General features: G+C 46.6%; 20 protein-coding genes, 1 other RNA gene, 1 pseudogene and 1 riboswitch. Of the genes and pseudogenes, 13 read left to right on the top strand and 9 right to left on the bottom strand.

The window, feature by feature from the left end; translation table 11 throughout:
• The 3 genes from IEN92_RS00805 to IEN92_RS00795 are packed head-to-tail and all read left to right on the top strand — an operon-like array spanning position 1 to position 3,427.
• Positions 1–507: a TRAP transporter small permease gene (locus IEN92_RS00805; protein WP_215373568.1), complete on the top strand. Its 507-nt coding sequence runs from the start codon at positions 1–3 to the stop codon at positions 505–507.
• Between the two features lie 2 nt (positions 508–509).
• The gene (locus tag IEN92_RS00800) at positions 510–1,868 is read left to right on the top strand and encodes a TRAP transporter large permease (RefSeq protein WP_215373566.1); all 1,359 of its coding nucleotides are present in this window, start codon (positions 510–512) and stop codon (positions 1,866–1,868) included.
• 35 nt (positions 1,869–1,903) lie between these two features.
• Positions 1,904–3,427, top strand: coding sequence for a malonyl-CoA synthase (locus IEN92_RS00795; RefSeq protein WP_216863880.1), 1,524 nt, complete (start codon positions 1,904–1,906; stop codon positions 3,425–3,427).
• 12 nt (positions 3,428–3,439) lie between these two features.
• On the opposite strand, the gene IEN92_RS00790 is transcribed toward IEN92_RS00795, so the two are convergent.
• The 5 genes and pseudogenes from IEN92_RS00790 to IEN92_RS00770 form a co-directional block, all read right to left on the bottom strand.
• Entirely contained in the window at positions 3,440–4,258 is an 819-nt protein-coding gene (locus IEN92_RS00790; RefSeq protein ID WP_215373564.1) for a sulfite exporter TauE/SafE family protein, read from the bottom strand.
• Positions 4,259–4,477, bottom strand: a non-coding RNA gene (gene ssrS / locus IEN92_RS00785) — 6S RNA. It abuts the gene before it with no gap.
• Between the two features lie 84 nt (positions 4,478–4,561).
• Positions 4,562–4,798, bottom strand: a pseudogene (locus tag IEN92_RS08940) (cell division protein ZapA); the annotation flags it as partial.
• Positions 4,773–5,051: a hypothetical protein gene (locus IEN92_RS00775; RefSeq protein WP_215373562.1), complete on the bottom strand. Its 279-nt coding sequence runs from the start codon at positions 5,049–5,051 to the stop codon at positions 4,773–4,775. The gene IEN92_RS00775 and the pseudogene IEN92_RS08940, both read right to left, overlap by 26 nt.
• 27 nt (positions 5,052–5,078) lie before the next feature.
• On the bottom strand, positions 5,079–7,088 hold the full coding sequence (locus IEN92_RS00770) for a TonB-dependent receptor domain-containing protein (RefSeq protein WP_215373560.1): 2,010 nt from the start codon (positions 7,086–7,088) through the stop codon (positions 5,079–5,081).
• A 141-nt stretch (positions 7,089–7,229) separates the two neighbouring features.
• A riboswitch (cobalamin riboswitch) is annotated at positions 7,230–7,445 on the bottom strand.
• A gap of 72 nt (positions 7,446–7,517) precedes the next feature.
• On the opposite strand from IEN92_RS00770, the gene IEN92_RS00765 reads away from it, so the two are divergent.
• The 6 genes from IEN92_RS00765 to IEN92_RS00740 all read left to right on the top strand — a co-directional run bounded on the left by IEN92_RS00765 (position 7,518) and on the right by IEN92_RS00740 (position 14,193).
• The gene (locus IEN92_RS00765) at positions 7,518–8,135 is read left to right on the top strand and encodes a Crp/Fnr family transcriptional regulator (RefSeq protein WP_215373558.1); all 618 of its coding nucleotides are present in this window, start codon (positions 7,518–7,520) and stop codon (positions 8,133–8,135) included.
• A 191-nt stretch (positions 8,136–8,326) separates the two neighbouring features.
• Positions 8,327–10,036, top strand: a complete 1,710-nt coding sequence (gene oxc / locus IEN92_RS00760) for an oxalyl-CoA decarboxylase (protein ID WP_215373556.1) — start codon at positions 8,327–8,329, stop codon at positions 10,034–10,036.
• A gap of 89 nt (positions 10,037–10,125) precedes the next feature.
• Positions 10,126–11,376, top strand: a complete 1,251-nt coding sequence (gene frc / locus IEN92_RS00755; protein ID WP_215373554.1) for a formyl-CoA transferase — start codon at positions 10,126–10,128, stop codon at positions 11,374–11,376.
• Between the two features lie 68 nt (positions 11,377–11,444).
• Positions 11,445–11,873, top strand: a complete 429-nt coding sequence (locus IEN92_RS00750; protein ID WP_216159627.1) for a PAS domain S-box protein — start codon at positions 11,445–11,447, stop codon at positions 11,871–11,873.
• A gap of 138 nt (positions 11,874–12,011) precedes the next feature.
• Complete coding sequence (frc, locus tag IEN92_RS00745) at positions 12,012–13,259, top strand: formyl-CoA transferase (protein ID WP_215373550.1); 1,248 nt, start codon at positions 12,012–12,014, stop codon at positions 13,257–13,259.
• 1 nt (position 13,260) lies between these two features.
• A complete protein-coding gene (locus IEN92_RS00740) occupies positions 13,261–14,193 on the top strand; it encodes a methionyl-tRNA formyltransferase (RefSeq protein WP_216159625.1) in 933 nt (310 codons plus the stop codon).
• Positions 14,194–14,207: 14 nt separating this feature from the next.
• Here the strand turns inward: IEN92_RS00740 and panC are convergent, their stop codons facing one another.
• The 4 genes from panC to metG form a co-directional block, all read right to left on the bottom strand.
• Positions 14,208–15,059: a pantoate--beta-alanine ligase gene (panC, locus tag IEN92_RS00735; RefSeq protein WP_215373547.1), complete on the bottom strand. Its 852-nt coding sequence runs from the start codon at positions 15,057–15,059 to the stop codon at positions 14,208–14,210.
• The gene (locus IEN92_RS00730) at positions 15,056–15,943 is read right to left on the bottom strand and encodes a ScpA family protein (protein WP_215373545.1); all 888 of its coding nucleotides are present in this window, start codon (positions 15,941–15,943) and stop codon (positions 15,056–15,058) included. The genes panC and IEN92_RS00730 overlap by 4 nt, the downstream gene beginning before the upstream one ends.
• Positions 15,936–16,124, bottom strand: coding sequence for a DUF3460 family protein (locus IEN92_RS00725; RefSeq protein WP_215373543.1), 189 nt, complete (start codon positions 16,122–16,124; stop codon positions 15,936–15,938). Before IEN92_RS00725 ends, IEN92_RS00730 begins: the two co-directional genes overlap by 8 nt.
• Positions 16,125–16,239: 115 nt before the next feature.
• On the bottom strand, positions 16,240–17,910 hold the full coding sequence (gene metG / locus IEN92_RS00720) for a methionine--tRNA ligase (RefSeq protein ID WP_216159622.1): 1,671 nt from the start codon (positions 17,908–17,910) through the stop codon (positions 16,240–16,242).
• Between the two features lie 153 nt (positions 17,911–18,063).
• Here metG and IEN92_RS00715 point away from each other — a divergent pair, with 153 nt between their 5' ends.
• The 4 genes from IEN92_RS00715 to IEN92_RS00700 all read left to right on the top strand — a co-directional run bounded on the left by IEN92_RS00715 (position 18,064) and on the right by IEN92_RS00700 (position 22,723).
• Positions 18,064–18,903, top strand: a complete 840-nt coding sequence (locus tag IEN92_RS00715) for a formate dehydrogenase accessory sulfurtransferase FdhD (RefSeq protein ID WP_216159619.1) — start codon at positions 18,064–18,066, stop codon at positions 18,901–18,903.
• 62 nt (positions 18,904–18,965) lie between these two features.
• On the top strand, positions 18,966–19,532 hold the full coding sequence (gene dcd, locus IEN92_RS00710) for a dCTP deaminase (protein ID WP_215373538.1): 567 nt from the start codon (positions 18,966–18,968) through the stop codon (positions 19,530–19,532).
• A gap of 15 nt (positions 19,533–19,547) precedes the next feature.
• A complete protein-coding gene (locus tag IEN92_RS00705) occupies positions 19,548–20,459 on the top strand; it encodes an ion channel (RefSeq protein ID WP_215373536.1) in 912 nt (303 codons plus the stop codon).
• Positions 20,456–22,723, top strand: a complete 2,268-nt coding sequence (locus tag IEN92_RS00700; RefSeq protein ID WP_215373534.1) for an arginine/lysine/ornithine decarboxylase — start codon at positions 20,456–20,458, stop codon at positions 22,721–22,723. Before IEN92_RS00705 ends, IEN92_RS00700 begins: the two co-directional genes overlap by 4 nt.

Here is a 22,723-nt window from a genome sequence, read left to right as displayed (position 1 = left end):
ATGACTCAACTTTTACAAGCGACCGACCGCTTCATGTCGGGATTAAACAAGCTAATGGTGTTATTTGGCTCTTTAGCATTGGTGGCAGCATCTGTGATATTGAGTTACAGCGTTGCCTCACGTGCCTTCTTTGGGGCTACGACAGACTGGCAAGATGAAGCAGCTGTATTTTGCTTGGTGGGCGCGACATTCCTATGTGGTGCCTATGTTCAGGAGATACGGGGCCATGTTGGAATCTCAGCAATCTCAACCATGTTGCCGAGGTCTATCAATCGTGTGCGGATTTTGCTAATTGATATCGCTTCCTGTGCCTTCTGTGCCTTTTTTGCATGGAAGTCGTGGGCCTTGTTTCATGAGGCCTGGATTGATGGTCAAGTCACATCCTCTTCATGGGCCCCGCCGCTGTGGATTCCTTACATCATGATGTCGATTGGTATGAGCTTATTGGCATTTCAAATCTTGCTCCAAGCGTTTGGAGATGTATCTAATCCAGGCAAAGGGGAATAAGCATGTCAATTATGATGCTCGGTTTATTGTTTGCAGTAGTCACGCTACTCATTATGTTTTCAGGAATGCCAATCTCTTTTGCATTGGGTTCTGTTGCAGTGGTCTTTATGTTTTTCTTCATGCCATCATCCTCTTTGGATACGGTTACCCAAAACGTTTATGAAGAAATGGCAAGTATCACCTTGCTCTCAATTCCGCTCTTTATTTTGAAGGGTGCTGCGATTGGTCGTTCACGTGCCGGTCAAGATTTGTATGAGGCTTTGCATGTATGGCTAGGCAAAGTTCCAGGTGGCCTTGGCGTGGCAAACGTGTTAGCTTGCGCCTTATTTGCTGCAATGGCGGGCTCAAGCCCAGCAACCTGCTCTGCAATTGGTAGCGCAGGTATTCCAGAAATGCGTAAGCGTGGTTATTCCCCTGGTTTGGCTGCAGGCATTATTGCTGCTGGCGGCACTCTAGGTATTTTGTTGCCACCATCGATTACGATGATTCTGTACTCTGTTGCGGCAGAGCAATCATTGGGGCGTTTGTTCCTTGCTGGTATTGGCCCTGGCTTGATGTTGGTATTGTTTTTCTCGATCTATACGGTTTACCGCTTCCGCAAGGAATACAACTTGGCTTTAGAGGCTGTTAAAGTTGGCGCGCCTCGCCAGCCAATCTTGGAGCGTCAAACCTACACCATGCAGCAGAAGATGAGTTCACTGCCACGGGTACTGCCATTTTTGGTTCTCTTGATTGGTGTCATGATTGCCTTGTATGGTGGTTATGCAACGCCATCAGAAACTGCTGGCCTTGGTGCAATTCTGGCCTTTGCTTTGATCGCCGGTATTTACAAGATGTGGCGTGTCAAAGATTTATCACCTTTGCTGAATGCAACGATCAAAGAGTCCACCATGTTGATGTTCATCATCGGTATGTCACTCCTATTCTCCAATGTGATGAGTCATTTGCACCTAAGTCAATCTGCAGCGCAAGCCATCGTTGATTTAGGCTTTGGTCGTTGGGGACTATTGGCAGCTATCCTGACTTTGGTGGTGATTTTGGGCTTCTTCTTGCCTCCAGTTTCGATTATTTTGATGACTGCTCCCATTTTCTTGCCACCCCTCAGAGCTGCTGGCTTTGATTTGGTCTGGTTTGGTGTCGTCATGACGATTGTTATGGAGACTGGATTGATTCACCCTCCAGTAGGACTCAACATTTTTGTGATTAAAAACATTGCTCCTGATATTTCGCTCAACGAGATTATTTGGGGTGTGTTCCCATTCGTGATCATCATGATTCTTTCCGTTGTTTTGCTCTGCTTCGTACCAGAGATTGCAACTGGATTGTCTGATCTTGTCATGGGTCCAGCCAAACTGCATTGAAAGCATATTGATCAATAAGTCCTTTAGGAATTTTCATGAATTTGTACTCGGTATTGGAAAAAGGTTTTCCAAAAGATAAAAAAGCTTGCGCATTGGAAACGCATGACGGTTTGTATTACTCATGGGGCGACCTAGAGGGTGCAACTGCTAAGTTAGCCAATTTACTCAAGAGCCTGAAGCTCCCTGCGGGCTCTCGTGTCGCGGTTCAAGTGGAGAAATCCCCAGAGGCGCTTTTCTTGTACCTGGCTACTATTCGTGCAGGCTATGTCTATTTGCCTCTCAATACCGCTTATCAAGCTGCTGAAATCCAATACTTCATTGAGAATGCCGAGCCTGCAGTGATGGTGTGCAGTAGTAAGAATTATTCTTGGGTATCCAAGGTCGCATCTAAAGCAGGTACAAATCATGTTTTCACTTTGGATGAAAACCGCACGGGTACCTTACTTGAGCGTGCAGCTGGTCTAAGCGACTCATTTAAAACTGTCGTCACTAAAGATGATGATTTGGCAGCAATCTTGTATACCTCTGGTACTACAGGGCGTAGCAAGGGCGCAATGCTGACCCATAAAAACCTCTACAGCAATGCTCAGGTCTTGCAAAAGTTCTGGGGCTGGAAAAAGGGCGACGTGCTATTGCATGCATTGCCAATCTTCCATGTACATGGCTTATTTGTAGCAGCACATGGCGCTTTGATCAATGGCAGCAAAATGATTTGGTTGCCTCGCTTGGATATCGCACAGTTGCTTCACCACATGCCACAGTCAACTGTCATGATGGGCGTGCCTACCTTCTATGTTCGCTTATTAGCAGATAAAGGTTTCAATAAAAAAGTTGCCCGCAATATGCGCTTGTTTGTTTCTGGATCCGCACCGTTGCTGACAGAAACCTTCAATTCATTCAAAGAGGTTATTGGTCAGCCAATTCTTGAGCGTTATGGCATGAGCGAAACCGTGATGTTGGTTTCCAATCCTTACAAAGGTGCGCGAGTGGGCGGATCTGTGGGACTACCTCTCCCTGGCGTTAAGGTTCGCGTGGTAAATGAAAACAATAAGCCATGTGGCGTAAATGAAATTGGCAGCATTCAGGTGAAGGGCCCCAATATATTCAAGGGCTACTGGCGTATGCCTGAGAAGACCGCTGAAGAATTTACTAAAGACGGCTGGTTTAAGACGGGTGACGTCGGACGTTGGGGTGGCGACGCTAATGGCGGCAAGGCCCCGAATGACTATCTCTGCATTGTTGGTCGCAGCAAAGATTTGATTATTTCTGGTGGTTACAACGTGTATCCAAAAGAAATTGAAGGCTTTATCGATGACATGGATGGTGTCGATGAGAGTGCAGTGATTGGCATTCCGCATCCAGACTTTGGTGAGGCGGTGATGGCAGTCGTAGTACCTAAAGCCGGCGCAAAGTTAAACGCTGACTCCATGATCGCAACTCTGAAAACTCAGATTGCTAATTTCAAGATACCAAAACGTTTAGAGATTGTGAGCGACCTACCGCGTAATGCAATGGGTAAAGTGCAGAAGAATATTTTGCGTGAGCAGTACGCTAAATAATTTCGTTGGGTATTAAAAACCAAACGCCTTGCGGCTTTCATTGAACATGAAGGCTGCAAGGAAAAATAACATGATGCCAAAAACACGCTTGAGTTGAGCGACATTCAGTTTTCTGGCCATCTTTGCTCCCCAAGGGGCAGTGAAAATGCTAATTACAACAATGCAGGCGACTGCAGGCAGATAGACAAAGCCTAGCGAGCCGGCTGGTAGATTAGGGTTGCCCCAACTACCATACATATACCCAATCGTCGCTGCAGCAGCAATCGGTAGTCCTAAGCCAGAGGAGCTGGCCATTGCGGTGTGGGGCTTTACATTGCACCAAAGCATAAAAGGGATGGTGATGAATGCGCCGCCTGCACCAACCAAGCTGGCTAGAGCGCCCGCAAATGTGCCAAAGCCAAATAAGCCTAAGGGTCCTGGAAGATCTCGTCCTGCTTTTGGCTTTTTATTGAGTAGCATCTGGATGGATGTGTAGACAATAAAGATGGCGAAAAATAAAGAGAGCCAAGAGGTTTTGATGGCTTCAAATAATTCACTGCCACCCACAAGACCGCCAAAAATCATTCCGGGGCTGAGTGAAGCAACCAACTTCCAATCAATTGAGCCATGCTTATGGTGAGCCCAAATAGCAGAAGAGGTAGTAAACAAAATAGTAGCCATACCAGTTGCAATGGCCATATGCACAATCACTGATTGACTAAATCCGAGATGATTAAATACCAGGATCATGAAGGGCACCAGAATCATGCCGCCACCAATGCCAAGAAGACCTGCTAAAAATCCAGAGATAGCCCCACATAAGAGGAGCATCAAGATATCGCTTAGTAACATGAATTCCCCGCCTTAGCCGCTAGGCCGTCATCCTGAACCCTAAGGTTCAAGGTGGAACGGCTACTCTGTTTCGGGTGCATTAAGGAGTTCAGGGAGTCACCAAGTCTAAGTTGGCACTGTGAACTACCGAAACGCTCACGCCCACAAGGTAAAGATCGTTCCGGATGCTTGCGCATCGGTTCAAGGAACTATTGGCCTTGGCGAACCAGGCAGGGAAAGGGTTTGCATCAAAGCATCCACTTGATCTTCGAGTGCACGAATTTCTGACTGAAGTCGAATGACTTCATCAGGGCTCACGTTGGAAGAGGGGGCTTGTTGCGTTTGATTTTTTTGCAGAGTAATTAAGTCACCTGCAATTTTAAGGGCGGCCATCATGCTAGCGCGTTCAATGCTGCGATTACCGCCGCCAATAGCTAATTGAATTTGTTCATCTACTAACACGCAGGCTGCGCGCAGGAGGGGTTCATGCTCAGTGCTAGTCGCCAGCGTAATTTTTTGACCGGCAAGAGTTACTTCAATGCGTTGTTGGCTCACTATCATCCTCTGCGTTGGTGGGTGGAATAGCTTCACCAAGTAAATTTAATTGGCGACCATCGTTTTGTTCTGGAAGACGACTCAAGATGCGTTGCACGCGTTTTTGAGCATCCTCAATTTTGCCCTCAAGCTGCACGCGATTCTGCGTTAACTGCTTTACAGATTCAGAGATCGAATGGATCTTCTCGGCAATCCTTTTAAGGGATGCGCTCAGGGCATCAGTATCAATGTCAGTAGAGAGAGGGGTGGGCTCATTCATACTGGCATTGTAGACTGAAAAAAGCCTTTATTTCATGGCGTAGCGAAGGCCCACAAATACATTAGATCCAGCATTGGCGTAGCCGTAGCTGGTCTGATATTGTGAATTGAATACGTTATTCCACCTAATGAAAGTGGAGAGACCTTTTTCTATTTGGTAGCTCCCATAAAGGCCAACCAGGGTGTAGCTAGGTAGGTTATTCACATTTGCTGTTTGATCGGAATTGACGCCTCCCCATCTTGCTCCAGTTACTGTGACATTTGACCCAACATTAAATTTATTAAGCTTGTAATCAATCAGTAAATTGCCAACCCAATTTGCCCTATTGGGCACATCTAGACCTGTGGTTTGATCTACAGTACTCATTGCATCGGCAGACGCTTTCAGCGTTAAATTTGAAATTCTTGCGTCTGCGCCCAAAGAAGCGCCTTTAATTTGAACCAGGCTAAAGTTTGCTGGATAGGATTGTGAATAATATGCTGGGTTTGCGCATCCTAGGTTCGGATCACAATTAATGGGAATAATAAAATTCTCAATTCTATTTTGATAGGCGGTGAGATGTAGGCCGTAACTTTGTGTCTCATAATGAATTCCGCCTTCAACGTTTTTGTTTGTCTCCGGCTGCAAATTGATGTTCCCGTAACCCGGGTAGTAAAGATCACTAAATGATGGCGCTCTAAATCCAGTGCCGTAATTCACATTCACTCTAAATTCTTTGGTTAGAAAATATCCATACGCAGCACTGTAAGTAACCTTAGACCCATATTGAGAAATTTGGTCATTTCTAACTGAGAGGGTGGCGAGGTTATTGCCCCGTTTTAATTCGTAAGCACCAGCAATGGAGTTAGTGGTTCGAAGTTGGCTGACATTGATATTGTTGCATGCACCTGCTGGACCATATCCGCAGTATGTCGAATAAGCCGAATTATCCATATTGGCATATTGCATATTTCGTTCTAACAGAACTTGCAATTTATCTGGACCAATTTTGATATCGTTTTGCCAAAGAAAATCATAGGCCGGCGTAACTAATTTGTCATTGCTTTGAGGAGTATTCGCTTGAGTTGCATTCGTTGAACTCGACATCTGAAACAGACTATTCCAGATATCCGTTACTTGATTTCGTGAGTAGGCAGAAAATACGGACAACTGGTTTACACCGCCGTTTACTGCTGCAGCCCCACCTAAATAATCGTAGCTTGGATATTGCCAATTGTTTTTGCTAGCAAATATTTTGAAACCCAGTTCTTGTCCTTGCGACCAAGTATTGGATATAGACCCAGTGGTTCCTATTCTGGTGTAGCCAGTCGCAACTGTAGGGTATGGCCCCCACCCACGATAATTTGCGCCACTGGGGTTAGCTGGATTGTTACTGGCAACGGTGTTAAACCCAGCTGAATTTTCTTGGCTTACCCCAATTGAATATTGGGTTGATTTCTCGCTTCCCAAGGATCCTGAGACGGATGCACTTGAAATGCTAGTGTTATAGGAGCCGTATCCTGCAGAGACATCAAACTCTGTTGCTGCACTGCCTTTCTTGGTAAAGATTTGCACTACACCACCCATTGCATCTGAGCCATAAAAGGTGCTTTGAGGGCCATAAATGATTTCAATATGATCTATTAGGGAGAGTGGAATAGAGTTCCATATAGCCCCGCCTCCAACAGAATCAATTTTCACGCCATCTATCAGAATTAAACTTTGAGCATTACTTGTGCCTCTTAAGTAAACGCTCGAAATATTTCCAGACCCACCGGAGCTCGATATCTGAACTCCTCTTTGTTGTTGAAGCAAATCAGGAAGGCTTGATTGCGCTGAATTTTCAATTTCATCTCTACTGATGTATGTGTAGTCTGCCAACACATCATTGCCTGACTTAGGCGTCCTCGTTGCAGTAACAATAATCGGATTGATTGGGTCTAGAGAATTGGTTACCGAAACACTAGAACTATTCTGCGCCTCTGTTGCGCCGCCATAAATAACTAGCCCGGCACAGAGAAGGGTGCCAAAGTGTTTGCTACTGAACTGCTGTTTCATTCTTGACTTTCTGTGATCGAATGCCTAGCTCACCTCCCCGTAAGCTGCGTCGAACAGAATTTCTCGTGCAGGAGATTGGCGTCAATTTGGCGCAAGATCGATAGACCAAGAGCTTCACTGGCGCGCGAAGGTCCCCGTCCGCGAAATTCCACCTGTCTTGGCCGGTATCCGGGCTAGTAAATCTCAGAATTTGGCCTTCCCATGCGATTGACGCGCACAGTGGCGTATTCAAATTCCTGACCTCCAAAACTGCTGCTGAAGAGGCATTTACTTACCGTTGCGGGGGCAGCACACGTTTAGTGTTTCCCGTTTAACCTTATTGCATTGCAATAAAGCACCACGACCTCTCAATTCTAGCCTATTTGGGGGTATTTACTGTGAAATTCAGGGTAAAAAAGCCTACAATAATGGGTCTAGGATTAAGGATTCATGACCGCATTAGACAAGCACCCCGAAAAAAACCTGATTCGCCTGCAGCTGAGTCAAAACTCCGTTCTCAGCAGCTTGAGTCCGGAAGAAATGGCTGAACTAGAGAGCCATTTGGAGATCTCGGACCTCAAGAAATCAGAAATCCTGCTGCATCAAGGCGATCACCAGATGGAGCAGTACTTTGTGCTCGATGGCATTCTGAAGCGGATTGTTTCTAGCTCTGATGCAAAAGAAATGATTCTGCGTTTTGCCATCGAAAAGGATATTGAGACCAGCTATGCTGCCTGGCGCCTTAAAACGGCCGCACCTTATAGCATTGCGAGTGTCACCAAAGCCCGTGTAGCTCGGATGCCCCTCAAAAAATGGGCTGAGTTTTTAGAGCAACATAAACCCCTCAAGGAAAGCTTTGAGTTCGAGGTCATGCGCTTAATGAGTGAGATCATGGCTCATACCATTACCTTGCATATGCTCGATGCCCCGGGCCGAGTAGAGCGCTTCTTACGTAAATACGAGGACTTGTTTGAGTTGCTCCCCAAAAAGGAGCTGGCGGCCTATCTGAACCTCTCCCCTGAGACCCTGAGTCGCCTTAAAACAAAGCATAAAGAGCTTTTTATCTGAGCTTGCACCCCCAAGATTTAGGGGGAAATTGACCGAAGTCAATGATGATCCACACCCCCGAGCCTAATATTCGTTACTGCCTAGGCGGGAGCAATACCCGTTGTGCAATTAATAACTTGATTGGAGACACTAGCGTAAGCTAAATTGCTAAGAGCTCATGAAGAGCCAAATTTGCAATTGACAAAAATACTATGACAACAGATAACCAAAACACACAATTAACTGATGGCTTTCATCTCGTCATTGACGCCTTGAAGGCGAATGATCTCAATACAATTTTCGGTCTTGTTGGTATTCCAATTACAGACTTATGCCGTTTAGCGCAAGCTGAAGGGATACGTTTTATTGGTTTCCGTCATGAGCAGCATGCCGGTAATGCTGCGGCAATTGCGGGCTACATGACCCAAAAGCCTGGTATCTGCATGACAGTTTCTGCACCTGGCTTCTTAAACGGTTTGACAGCCTTGGCTAATGCCACAGTGAACTGTTTCCCAATGATTTTGATTTCTGGTTCTAGCGAGCGTGAGATCGTTGACTTGCAGCAGGGTGATTACGAAGAGATGGATCAGCTCAATGCGGCGAAGCCTTACTGCAAAGCGGCATATCGTATTAATCACATTGAAGATATTGGCATCGGTTTTGCGCGCGCTATTCGTGCAGCCGTTTCTGGTCGTCCAGGTGGCGTGTACTTGGACTTGCCAGCACAGTTGCTCAGTCAAACCATGCCAGTGGAAGAAGCCAAGAAATCCATTTTCAAGGTAATCGATCCTGTCCCACGTCAAATCCCAGCTGCTGATGCTGTGGCTCGTGCATTAGATGTTCTCAAAGGCGCTAAGCGTCCATTGATCCTCTTGGGTAAAGGCGCAGCTTATGCACAGGCGGATAAAGAGATTCGTGATTTGATCGAGAAGTCTGGCATTCCTTACTTGCCAATGTCGATGGCCAAAGGTTTATTGCCTGATAACCATCCACAATCTGCTTCTGCCGCGCGCTCTTTTGTATTGGCTGAAGCTGATGCCGTTATGTTGGTCGGTGCGCGTTTGAACTGGTTGCTTGCACACGGCAAAGGCAAAACCTGGGGTAAAGATCCAAAGAAATTTATTCAAATTGATATTCAAGCCAACGAAGTGGATAGCAACGTACAAATCGCCGCTCCATTGATTGGTGATATCGGTTCATGCGTTGGTGAGCTCTTGAAGGGTATTGCTGCTGTTCCTAAGCCAAGTGCCGAATGGATTGCTGCAATTAATGAGAAGAAAGAGAAGAACACTGCGAAGATGGCAGAAACGCTTGCTAAAGAAGCAAACCCAATGAACTTCCACGGCGCATTGCGTGCAATTCGTGATGTGATCAAGAAGAACCCAGATGTGAACTTGGTAAACGAAGGTGCCAATACGCTTGACTATTGCCGTGCAATTGTCGATATGTACAAGCCACGTAAGCGTTTTGACTCTGGTACCTGGGGCATTATGGGTATTGGTATGGGTTATGCCATTGGTGCTGCAGTAATCAGTGATTTGCCAACTGTTGCCGTAGAAGGCGATAGCGCATTTGGCTTTAGCGGTATGGAGCTCGAAACGATTTGCCGTTACAACTTGCCTATCACCACAGTAGTTTTTAATAACAACGGCGTCTATCGTGGCACCGATGTAAATCCTACTGGTGGTGCTGATGTTGCCCCAACCGTTTTCGTAAAAGATGCACGTTACGACAAGATGATGGAAGCATTTGGTGGAGTCGGTTATTACGTTACCACTCCAGCAGAACTAGAGGCAGCTTTAACAGAAGCGATTGCAGCTCGTAAGCCAGCACTCATCAATGCTGTCATTGATGAAACTGCGGGTACTGAGAGCGGGCGTTTAACGAACTTAAACCCAGCTTCTACAGCTTCTAAGAAATAAGTTCATACAGGATTTAAGCCAGTAATAAAAAGATCATATTTTTGGAATACATTGAGTAACAAATAAGAAATAATTAAGGAGAAACAAACATGACTAAACCATTAGACGGCATTCGCATTATTGACTTCACCCACGTACAAGCAGGTCCTGCATGTACTCAGCTATTGGGCTTTTATGGTGCTGACGTCATTAAGGTAGAGCGTCCAGGATCTGGTGACGTAACCCGCAGCCAGTTGCGCGATGTGCCAGGTGCAGATGCTTTGTACTTCACTATGCTCAACGGTAACAAGCGTTCTTTAACTTTGGACACCAAAACGCCTGAAGGTAAAGAAGTATTAGAAAAGATGATCAAGACCTCTGACGTCATGGTGGAAAACTTTGGCCCAGGCGCTTTAGATCGCATGGGATTCTCTTGGAAGCGTATTCAGGAGCTGAATCCAAAAATGATTTTGGCTTCCGTTAAAGGCTTTAGCGATGGCCACTCATACGAAGACTTGAAAGTGTATGAGAACGTAGCGCAATGTGCTGGTGGCGCTGCTTCTACCACTGGTTTCTGGGATGGTCCTCCAACAGTTTCTGCTGCAGCGTTAGGCGACTCTAATACTGGTATGCACTTGGCAATTGGTATTTTGACTGCATTGATGCAGCGTCAAAAAACTGGCAAAGGTCAAAAAGTTTCTTGCTCAATGCAAGATGCTGTATTGAACTTGTGCCGCGTGAAGTTGCGCGATCAACAGCGTTTAGACAAAATTGGTTACTTGGAAGAGTATCCACAGTACCCACACGGTTCATTTACTGACGTAGTTCCACGTGGCGGTAACGCTGGTGGTGGTGGTCAGCCAGGTTGGGTGTTGAAGTGTAAGGGCTGGGAAACTGATCCTAATGCCTATATCTACTTCACTATTCAAGGCCATGCTTGGGAGCCAATTACCAAAGCATTGGGCAAACCAGAGTGGGCAACTGATCCAGCCTATATGACTGCTGAAGCGCGTCAAGACAAGATTTTTGACATCTTCGCAACCATCGAAGACTGGCTTAAAGACAAGACTAAATATGAAGCTGTGGATATTCTCCGCAAGTTCGATATTCCTTGCGCGCCAGTCCTCTCTATGAAAGAACTAGCAAACTCACCAGACTTGCGTAAGAGCGGTTCGATTGTTGAAGTTGACCACAAGGTTCGTGGCAAGTATTTGACTATCGGTAGCCCAATCAAGTTCTCTGATTTGGAAATTGAAGTGAAGCCTTCTCCAGTATTGGGTGAGCACACTGATGAAGTGTTGGCTGACCTTGGATATGGCAAAGAAGAAATTGCTAAATTGCACGAGGCACGTGCGGTTTAATTTCTAGTTACCGCATGAATTTAAAGGCGCTCCTTGTGAGCGCCTTTTTTATTCTATAGACTGAGAACATGAATACAACTGTAGATCTACATCAATTGGTTCAGTGCATGGGTGATGCCATTATTGTTGCGGATGCGCATGAAAAGATCATTCTGTGGAATCCGGCAGCAACGCGCATCTTTGGTTACTCAGCAGCAGAGGCGCTTGGCCAGACTTTAGATCTGATCGTGCCTGAGCGCCAGCGTCATCAACATAACGCGGGCTATAGCAATTCAATGAAGACGGGTACCACCCGTTATGGCGCTTCTTTGCTAAAAGTTCCCGCCTTACACAAAGATGGCAGCACGCTTTCTATCGCTTTTACAGTGGGGATGTTGTTTGATGACCATCATCAAGCGAATGGAGTCGTAGCGGTGATTCGGGATGAAACTGAGCGCTTTGCCCAGGAGAGGGCGCTCAAAAAGCGGATCGCTGACCTTGAAAACCCTCAGGCATAACCGCATATAGGCCTTAGAAGTAATGATTAAGGCTGATCTGGCATGGATGCCCAAAAACCGGGCATAACTGAATTACCCCCATTCCTCGCTGGTAAAATTGCCCTAATTCAAAATTTCATTCTTATTAGGACTTAAATCATGGCAAAAGCACTAGAAGGGGTCAAAATCCTCGACTTTACGCACGTTCAATCCGGGCCGACTTGTACTCAGTTACTCGCTTGGTTCGGAGCTGACGTTATCAAGGTAGAAAAATCTGGTGAAGGGGATGCAACACGCGGTCAGTTACGCGATATTCCTGACGCAGACAGTTTGTATTTCACCATGTTGAACCATAACAAGCGTTCAATCACCGTGAATACCAAAACCCAAAAGGGCAAAGAAATTCTTGAGCGTTTGATCAAGGAATGTGACGTATTGGTGGAAAACTTTGCACCGGGTGCACTCGATCGCATGGGATTTACTTGGGAGCGTATTCAAGAACTCAACCCAATGATGATCATGGCTTCTGTAAAAGGCTTTGGTCCTGGTCCATATGAAGATTGCAAAGTGTATGAGAACGTTGCGCAGTGTGCTGGTGGTTCTGCATCCACTACCGGTTTTGATGATGGCCCTCCGATGGTAACTGGAGCTCAGATTGGTGACAGTGGTACTGGTTTACATTTGGCGCTAGGCATCGTTACTGCTTTGTATCAGCGCACTCATACTGGCCGCGGTCAAAAGGTATTGGCTGCAATGCAAGACGCGGTATTGAACTTGTGCCGCGTGAAGTTGCGCGATCAACAGCGCCTTGAGCGCAACGGCACGATGAAAGAGTACCCACAGTACCCGAATGGCGAGTTTGGTGAGTCTGTACCCCGCGCCGGTAATGCCTCTGGTGGTGGTCAACCTGGTTGGATTCTGAAATGTAAAGGCTGGGAGACTGATCCCAACTCCTATATTTATGTAGTTGTACAAGCCCCTGTATGGGAAGCGATTTGCAAAGTCATTGGTCGTGAAGACTGGATTACAGACGTACGTTTTGCATCGCCAATGGCTCGCTTGCCCCATTTGATGGAGATCTTTGGTGAGATCGAAAAGTGGACCATGACCATGAGTAAGTTTGAGGTGATGGATGTCTTGAATAAATACGACATTCCATGTGGCCCAATTTTGTCCATGAAAGAGATTGCAGAAGAACCTGCATTGCGTGCTACAGGTACTGTAGTTGAAGTAGATCACCCGATTCGTGGCAAGTACCTAACTGTCGGTAATCCGATCAAGATGTCTGATAGCCCCACTGAGGTGTTGCGTTCGCCATTGCTCGGTGAGCACACTGATGAGATTTTGAGTGAACTTGGTTACTCAACAGATGAATTGATTTCTCTCCGTCACGATAAGGTTATTTAAGATGCGGGTCGCCTTGATTGGGAGTGCGGATTTCGGTAAGGCGGCTTTAGAGGCCTTTTTAGATCGCGGCGATGAAGTGGTTGCCGTTTTCTGTCCACCAGATAATCCCAAATCAACTAAGCCTGAAGTGCTTAAAGAGGCTGCGCTAGCAAGGGGATTGACCCCCTTGCAGTTTAGCTCCCTCAAGGGTCCAGAGGCTGCTCAAGCCATGATTGATAGCAATGCGGACATCTGCGTGATGGCCTATGTATTGCAGTTTGTTCCGCAAGAGCTCTGCAAGATTCCGAAGCACGGCACAATTCAATATCACCCATCACTCTTGCCAAAGTATCGTGGTCCGAGTGCTATCAATTGGGCGATTGCATTGGGCGAAGAAAAAACGGGCTTAACGATTTTCCGTCCTTCTGATGGTTTAGATGAGGGCGAAGTGATTTTGCAAAAGGAAGTTGCTGTCGGTCCCGATGACACTCTTGGAAAAATCTACTTTGATCATCTATTTCCAATTGGCGTGAAAGCATTGCTAGAAGCTGCAGACCTTGTAGTAGCAGGCAAGCATCAAGAGGTGGTTCAAGATGAATCACAAGCCAACTACGAAGGTTGGTTTGATGCTAATGCCGCACAGATTCACTGGGCAACACATATCAGCCAAATCTATAACCTCATCCGGGCTTGCAATCCAGCGCCTGGGGCATGGACAAAGTTTGGTGAGCAGAAAGTGCAGATCTACGATTGCCATAAGCATATCGCTGCAACTTATGGCGCTGTTAAAGGAAAGCCTGGAGAAATTACTCAGATCACCCTAGATTCATTCTTTGTCACTTGCCATGGCGGACAGATTGAGGTCCTCAAAGCCAAGGGTGGCGCAGGAAAGGTGACTGGTGCTGAATTGGCGAAAGAGTTAAACCTACAAGTAGGTCAATTTTTCGCCCTGTAGGAATATCGCCCAGATTAAATTTCTAGGTTATCAATCAAACGCGTTTTGCCTAGCTTCGCAGCCGTGAGAATCACCAGCGGCTCACCAGCTTGCAAGGTCTCATTTGAAGCCGGTGCTAAATCACTTTGCTGACGAATCGCGATGTAATCCGGTTCCCAGCCACGCCCAGCAAGGGATGCGACAGCAAGTTTTTCAATTTCTGAAAGCGATTTTGCGTCACGAACATTGAGGTCGAGGACCCGTTGACGCACGTCTTTTAAGGTTTTCATGAGCTCGGGTGCTTCTAAACGCTCTGCAGTGGATAGATAGCCATTGCGGGAGGAGAGGGCCAAGCCATCTTCAGCGCGAATGGTTTCACCTGGAACAATCTCAACAGGCAAAGCAAACTGCTTGGCCATTTGGCGAATAATCATCAGCTGTTGATAATCTTTTTTACCAAACACCGCCACCTTGGGTTGGACACAAGAAAATAATTTCAATACGACTGTGCATACGCCTTTAAAAAATCCTGGTCGGAACTCGCCTTCGAGGATATCGCCAAGCTGTTGAGGTGGATCAACACGGTACTCTTGGGGTTGTGGATACAGATCGCGTTCAGTCGGTGCAAACAGAATGTATACACCTTCTTTTTCTAACTTCTCAATATCAGCCTGCATAGTGCGTGGGTAGCTATCGAAGTCTTCGTTTGGACCAAACTGCAAGCGATTGACAAAGATGCTAGCCACCACTGGATCACCGTGTTGTCTTGCTAGTCGCATGAGTGAGAGGTGACCTTCATGCAGGTTGCCCATGGTCGGCACAAAAGAGGCCCGGTTTTGGCCGCGCAAATGGTCGCGCAGCTCTTGAATATCGCTAATGATTTTCATGCAACAGGAGTGTAGGCAAGGCGTACATAAATTGGTGCATAGGGCTCAGCTTGAGTGATCTCAACCAAAGCCTCGCGAGAGAGTTCTAGTATCGCAATAAAGTTCACGATCACAACTGGAATCCCCTTGCCACTCTTAATGGCATCTTCGAAGAGCTCGCCAAACTCAATAAAGCGACTGCTTTGTAAGCGACGCAAGATGCGGGTCATAAAGTCACGTACAGAGAGTTCTTCACGAGTAATGGTGTGGTGCTGGGTGAGTTTGGCGCGATGCAATACATCACGCCAGGCCATTTGCAAGTCTTCTAAGTTCACTTCAGGCCAAGTAATGGCAACGGTAGTATCCACAAAGCCATGTGCAACCTGGAAGTCCCGTCCTTGCTGAGGGATCTGGTCAAGCTCTTGTGCGGCTAACTTCATGCGTTCGTACTCTAAGAGACGACGTACTAATTCTGCACGAGGATCTTCGACTTCCTCTTCGCTATCTGCTTTTTTCATTGGCAGAAGCATGCGAGATTTAATTTCAATCAACATTGCTGCCATGAGCAAGTACTCGGCAGCAAGCTCAAGATTGTGATGGCGAATTTGATCGATGTAACTTAAGTATTGTTGTGTTACTTGCGCCATCGGAATATCAAGTACATTGAAATTCTGCTTGCGGATCAAGTAAAGCAAGAGATCAAGCGGCCCTTCAAATGCCTCCAAGAAAACTTCGAGTGCATCTGGCGGAATATAAAGATCAGTAGGAAGCTTAAAGAGTGGCTCGCCATACAGCTTGGCAAACGCTTCTGACATCCCGTCGGTTACAGACGGCGTGCTGTCCAGTAAATCGGAGATCGGTTGAGCACTTGGCTCAGGCTCCAACCCATTACCTAAATTAGTCATTCGAATATACGTAAGCGCGTTGCTTTAATTTCGCGGCTTTTGCGCGACGTTGGTCTTCAACGCTCAATGGCTCTTTGTCCCACAAGAGGGCGCGACCCGCTTGTTGCTCAGCCTCAAGATTGGGCTTCTCAGTTTTGAGCTCATTTAAGAACTGGGTGAATTCAGATTGATATCTTGCCATGGTATTTCCTAAAATACTCAATAAATTCAATGACTTAATGGAATAAATTCGGAAATTCATCCCAACAGTCATTCTTGTACTACGGCACCATTATAGGTGCTTTTTAGGGGTATTTTTACAGGTTTGCAGCCAGTAAAGCCTCAATTTGAGGGGCTTCCACTCGGGTCATGAGGTGTTTATAGGCCTGAATGGGGTTCTTGCTCGATAGCGGCGTGTGGATATCGTTCCAGACCTGCGGCGGGAGCGAGAGGAACTCCTCTACGCCTGCAGCAACCTGCGGAATAACCGGTTTGAGGTAGAGACTTAGCATTCTGAAGGCCTCAAGCGTAATGCTGCAAACCTGCTGCAATTGGGCTTCGCGCTCAGGATCTTTGGCAATTTCCCAAGGCTTGTTTTCATCTACAAAGCCATTCACTTTGTCAGCAAGTTCCATGATGGTCCGCAGCGCTTTGGCATATTCACGCCCTTCATAAAGCTGCGCAATTTTTTCGCTCGCTCCTTCAATTTCTTTGAGCAACGGATTGCTCATTGCTGCATCAGACACAATGCCGCCAAAACGTTTCACCAAGAAGCCAGCACTACGACTAGCAATGTTGATGTACTTGCCTAAGAGATCGCTATTTACTCGTGCGACAAAGTCTTGAAGATTCAGATCCAAATCTTCCATGCTGTCATTGAGTTTCGTAGCAAAGTAATAGCGGAACCACTCAGGATTAAATCCACACTCAATCACACTGTTCGCTGAAATTAAGGTGCCGCGAGACTTACTCATCTTCTCGCCATCAACGGTTAAGAAGCCGTGAGCAAATACATTGGTGGGTGTGCGATAGCCAGAAAATTGCAGTGTCGCTGGCCAAAACAAAGTATGGAAATACAGAATATCTTTACCAATGAAATGGTATTGCTCTGTAGTGGTATCTGGCTTGACCCATTCATCAAAATTCAGGCCTTTGGCTTGGCAATAGTTCAGGAAGCTAGCGTAGTAGCCAATCGGGGCATCCAGCCAGACATAGAAGTATTTACCTGGGGCATCAGGGATCTCAAAGCCGAAATAGGGGGCGTCGCGGGAGATATCCCAGTCCCCAAGCTTGCTCTCGCCAGGCTGGCCAACCCACTCTTTCATCTTATTGCGCGCTTCAGCTTGCAATGGTGTTCTGACTTGTGTCCAGTCTCTTAAGAAAGTTTCGCAGCGTGGATCTGATAATTTAAAAAAGTAATGATCAGACACTTTTTTGATCGGGGTTGCACCGCTTACTACCGAGAAAGGATTCTTGAGATCAGTAGGAGAGTAAGTGGCACCACATTTTTCACAAGAGTCGCCATATTGATCTTTGGCAGCGCACTTAGGACATTCGCCTTTGATAAAGCGATCTGGTAAGAACATCTCTTTAACGGGATCATAGGCTTGCTCAATGGCACGCTTTTCAATTAAGCCAGCATCCCTGAGTTTGAGATAAATGCTTTGAGACAGCTTTTCATTTTCAGGACTATCAGTCGTGTAGTAGTTATCAAATGAGATCAGGAAGTTATCAAAGTCTCGCTTGTGTTCTTTCCAAACATTGGCGATTAATTCCTTGGGAGTAATCCCTTCTTTTTCTGCTCGTAACATGATTGGAGTGCCGTGCGTATCGTCAGCACCCACATAGTGAACTTCATGGCCGCGCATCCGTTGAAAGCGTACCCATATATCGGTTTGAACATATTCCACTAAATGGCCGATATGGATCTGGCCATTGGCATATGGCAACGCTGAGGTAACTAGGAGGCGACGCTGGGGGCTGCTCATGTAATGCGGACTTAAATAAGAAGGTTAAATTAGGGTAATACGCAATTATGCGGGCTTCTGCAACGATTTTAGTCTGCGGTTAAAGTAAAGCACTCCCGAATGCTAAATTCAGCCCCATTAACTTCAGTTTCAACCCGATTTAGAAAGTCTTGCATGGCTGTAAAACCCGATATCCAGATGTCCAATGCCTCCGTGCCCTTGGTGCATGAGGTGGAGATATTGGATGAGGCCGGAAGAAAGAAACTCACCCATATTCCTGGCGAACGTCCTCTAACCATCTATCTGGATAAGCGGGAGGTGGTCACCCTGATGACTCTGGGGAGCGCTCCTGAGGCTTTGGTACTGGGCTATCTGCGTAATCAACGCCTCGTGGAGTCTGTGCACGATATTGAAAGTATTCAGGTGGATTGGGAGACCGATTCGGCTGCAGTTAAAACACGCCGCAGTACGGTAGATATCGATGCACTCACCAGTAAGCGCGTGGTCACCACAGGATGTGGTCAGGGAACTATGTTTGGTGGCTTGATGGAAGAGATGGCAGAGATTTCTTTGCCAGATGGACCCAAGTTATCCCAGGAAGCTATTGTTGCCCTCATTGAAGCCATTCGAGTACATGACTCAATATATAAAAAGTCTGGGTCTGTGCATGCTTGCGCCGTTTTTGAGAGATCAGGAGATCACGGCGTTCAGTTGCTCCACTTTATAGAAGATGTTGGTCGTCACAATGCGGTGGACTCGATTTCTGGCTTGATGTGGTTGGCCAATAAATCCGGAAAAGATTTAATCTTCTTCACGACGGGTCGTCTGACTTCAGAGATGGTGATTAAAGGTGCACAAATGGGCATTCCCTTCTTGCTAACCCGCTCGGGTGTCACCCTGATGGGCCTAGAACTGGCCCGCAAAACCAATCTCACTATCCTGTCCCGCTGCTCGGGCAAACACTTCGAGATCTACAACGCCCCTGAACGGGTGGTTTTTAGCCAAAACAGCTAATTTTGGGCCTTTAGACCCCAATAAATGCGGGGTAATGGCGGTGAAGGTTTTACAATTCGCCCATGACTATTAAATCTGACCACTGGATCCGCCGTATGGGCGAACAAGGCATGATCGACCCGTTCGAGCCTGGACAAATTCGCCAAGACGCTGCTGGCAACAAAATCGTAAGTTATGGCACATCAAGCTATGGTTACGACATTCGTTGTGCAGATGAATTTAAGATCTTTACAAACATCAACAGCACGATTGTTGATCCTAAGAATTTCGATGAGCAATCGTTTGTCGATTTCAAGGGCGATGTTTGCATCATCCCACCGAATTCATTTGCATTGGCTAGAACGGTTGAGTATTTCAAGATTCCGCGCAGCGTGTTAACAGTTTGCGTAGGTAAGAGTACTTATGCACGTTGCGGAATTATTGTGAACGTCACTCCATTTGAGCCAGAGTGGGAAGGCTATGTGACTTTGGAGTTTTCTAACACGACGCCATTGCCTGCCAAGATTTATGCGGGCGAGGGATGTGCGCAGGTACTCTTCTTTGAGAGCGATGAAGTGTGCGGAACATCTTATAAAGATCGCGGCGGAAAATATCAGGGTCAGCGGGGCGTAACCCTGCCTAAGACCTAAAAGCTTTTCCTGCCAGTGGACGAATTCCAGTTTGGCCGCCGCCCCACGCGGATAAACCTTGAGGACTATCGGGCTACCTTAACCCGCTCATCTTTAGCGCGACCAGAGAATGATTTCTACCACTGGCTATTAGGAACTACTTGGAGCAAGTTCATGCTCTTAGTGATTCTGGTTTATCTGGGAACCAATCTGCTATTTGCCTTGGGATACCTAGCTTGCGGCCCAGGTGCTATTACCAATACCAAACCAGGCTCACTTTTAGATGTCTTTTATTTCAGTGTCCAGACAATGGCAACGATTGGCTATGGTCAGATGACGCCAGTAGGGCATTGGCCTAATTCCATCGTGACCTTTGAAGCATTTTTTGGGATCGTATATTCCGCACTAACAACGGGTTTGGCTTTTGCCCGCTTTACTCGCCCAACTGCTGGTGTGCGCTTTTCTAAGGTAGCTGTAGTCGGAAATCATGATGGCATGAAGACCCTCAAATTTCGGGTGGCTAACTGTCGTAGCTCCCATATTGTGGAGGCCCAGTTACGGCTTTGGTTGATTGCTGAGAGCATCACCTCTGAGGGGGAGCGTTACCGGCGTTCGGTAGAGTTGACCCTCCATCGCTCGGAGAGCCCAGTATTTTCCTTAACCTGGACGGCGATGCATAGCCTAGATGAATCCAGTCCATTGGCAGAGTGCTTTTCCCAAGGCTCCAGCAATCTTTGGCACCTATTGGTCACATTTACTGGTTACCATGAGAGCCTCGCAAATCAAGTCTATGCACGTCACGTATATTTGCCCAAAGATATTCAGCAAAATGCGACATTTATCGATATAGTCACGGTTTCGCCAGATGGCGGTCGAGTCATAGACTTGGCTAATTTTGAGAAGTGGGTTCCGAATGCCTCGGACCGAATAGCAGGGGAGTTTTTATGAAATTTCGTTTCCCAATCATCATTATTGATGAGGACTTTCGTTCCGAAAATATTTCGGGCTCAGGTATACGCGACCTTGCCGAAGCGATCGAGCATGAAGGCATGGAAGTTATTGGCTTAACCAGTTATGGTGACTTAACTTCCTTTGCGCAACAAGCTTCACGTGCCTCAACTTTCATTGTTTCCATTGATGATGAAGAGTTTGTATCAGATTCTGAAGACCATGATCTTCCAGCATTAAATAATTTGCGTGCATTCATTACTGAAGTGCGTAAGCGCAATGAAGATATTCCCATCTTCTTATATGGTGAGACTCGTACCTCACGCCATATGCCTAACGATATCTTGCGTGAGTTGCATGGCTTCATTCATATGAATGAAGACACGCCAGAGTTTGTTGCACGTCATATTATTCGTGAAGCCAAGGTTTACCTCGATTCATTAGCGCCACCATTCTTCCGTGCTCTCACCAATTACGCCTCTGAAGGCTCTTATTCTTGGCATTGCCCGGGCCACTCTGGTGGAGTTGCTTTCCTGAAGAGCCCTGTGGGCCGGATGTTCCATCAATTTTTTGGTGAAAACATGTTACGTGCTGACGTATGTAACGCGGTTGAAGAATTAGGTCAACTCTTGGACCACACTGGTCCGGTATTGCAAAGTGAGCGTAATGCTGCCCGCATCTTCAATGCAGACCATTTATTTTTTGTTACAAACGGTACATCAACATCGAACAAGATTGTTTGGCATTCCACCGTAGCGCCTGGCGATGTGGTCTTGGTTGACCGCAATTGCCATAAGTCAGTAATTCACTCCATCACCATGATGGGTGCGATCCCGATTTTCTTGATGCCTACTCGTAATCACCTTGGTATTATTGGTCCGATCCCGAAAGAAGAGTTTGAGTGGGCCAATATCCAGAAGAAAATTGCAGCAAATCCTTTTATTAAGGATAAGAATGTTGTTCCTCGCGTCATGACTTTGACGCAAAGTACTTATGACGGCATTGTGTACAACGTCGAGATGATTAAAGAGATGCTTGACGGCAAAGTAGATTCCCTGCACTTTGATGAGGCTTGGTTGCCTCATGCTGCATTCCACCCATTCTATAAAGACATGCATGCGATTGGCGCTGACCGTAAACGCACGAAGAAGAGTTTGATGTTCGCAACCCAGTCAACGCATAAATTATTAGCTGGTTTGTCACAAGCTTCTCAGGTATTGGTTCAGGATGCTGAAGATACTAAGTTGGATCGTGATTGCTTTAATGAGGCTTACTTGATGCACACCTCTACTAGCCCACAGTACGCCATCATTGCTTCCTGTGATGTTTCAGCGGCAATGATGGAGTCTCCTGGCGGTACCACCTTGGTTGAGGAATCTATTGCTGAAGCGATGGACTTCCGTCGTGCAATGCGCGAAGTCGATGAGCAATTTGGCGCCGATTGGTGGTTCAAAGTTTGGGGTCCAGAGCACTTAGCTGAAGAGGGTATTGGCGAGCGCTCCGATTGGGTATTGGAGCCCAATGCTACTTGGCATGACTTTGGCAAACTTGCCACAGACTTCAATATGCTTGACCCGATCAAGGCGACAGTCGTTACTCCAGGTCTCGACATCGAGGGCCATTTTGGCTCCATGGGCATTCCAGCGAGCATCGTCACTAAGTACTTAGCTGAACATGGTGTGATCGTTGAGAAGTGTGGGCTGTATTCCTTCTTCATCATGTTTACGATCGGTATTACTAAAGGTCGTTGGAATACCTTGGTAACGGAGTTGCAGCAATTTAAAGATCACTTTGATAAGAATCAGCCGCTCTGGAAGGTTCTGCCAGAGTTTGTTGCCAAGCATCCTCGATATGAGCGTGTTGGTTTGAAGGATATCTGCCAACAGATTCATGAGTTCTATAAGAGCCGTGATGTAGCGCGCATGACCACTGAGATGTACACCTCGGATATGGTTCCAGCCATGATGCCTTCAGAGGCATGGGCAAAGATGGCTCATAAAGAAGTCGATCGGGTACCTTTGGATAAACTAGAGGGGCGCGTGACGGCGATGTTGGTTACTCCGTATCCTCCAGGTATTCCACTGTTGATTCCAGGGGAGCGTTTTAATAAGCGCATCATTGACTATCTCTACTTTGCAAGAGACTTTAACGAGAAGTTCCCTGGCTTTGAAACAGATATTCATGGTTTGGTGAAAGCGGAAGTCAATGGACATAGCGAGTACTATGTTGATTGCGTAAGACAAGAACGCGATATCAGTCTGTAA

This window comes from Polynucleobacter sp. MWH-Creno-3A4 (assembly GCF_018881885.1).
In the GTDB taxonomy this organism is placed as follows: Bacteria; Pseudomonadota; Gammaproteobacteria; order Burkholderiales; family Burkholderiaceae; genus Polynucleobacter.
This window is presented reverse-complemented; position numbering and strand designations above follow the sequence as displayed.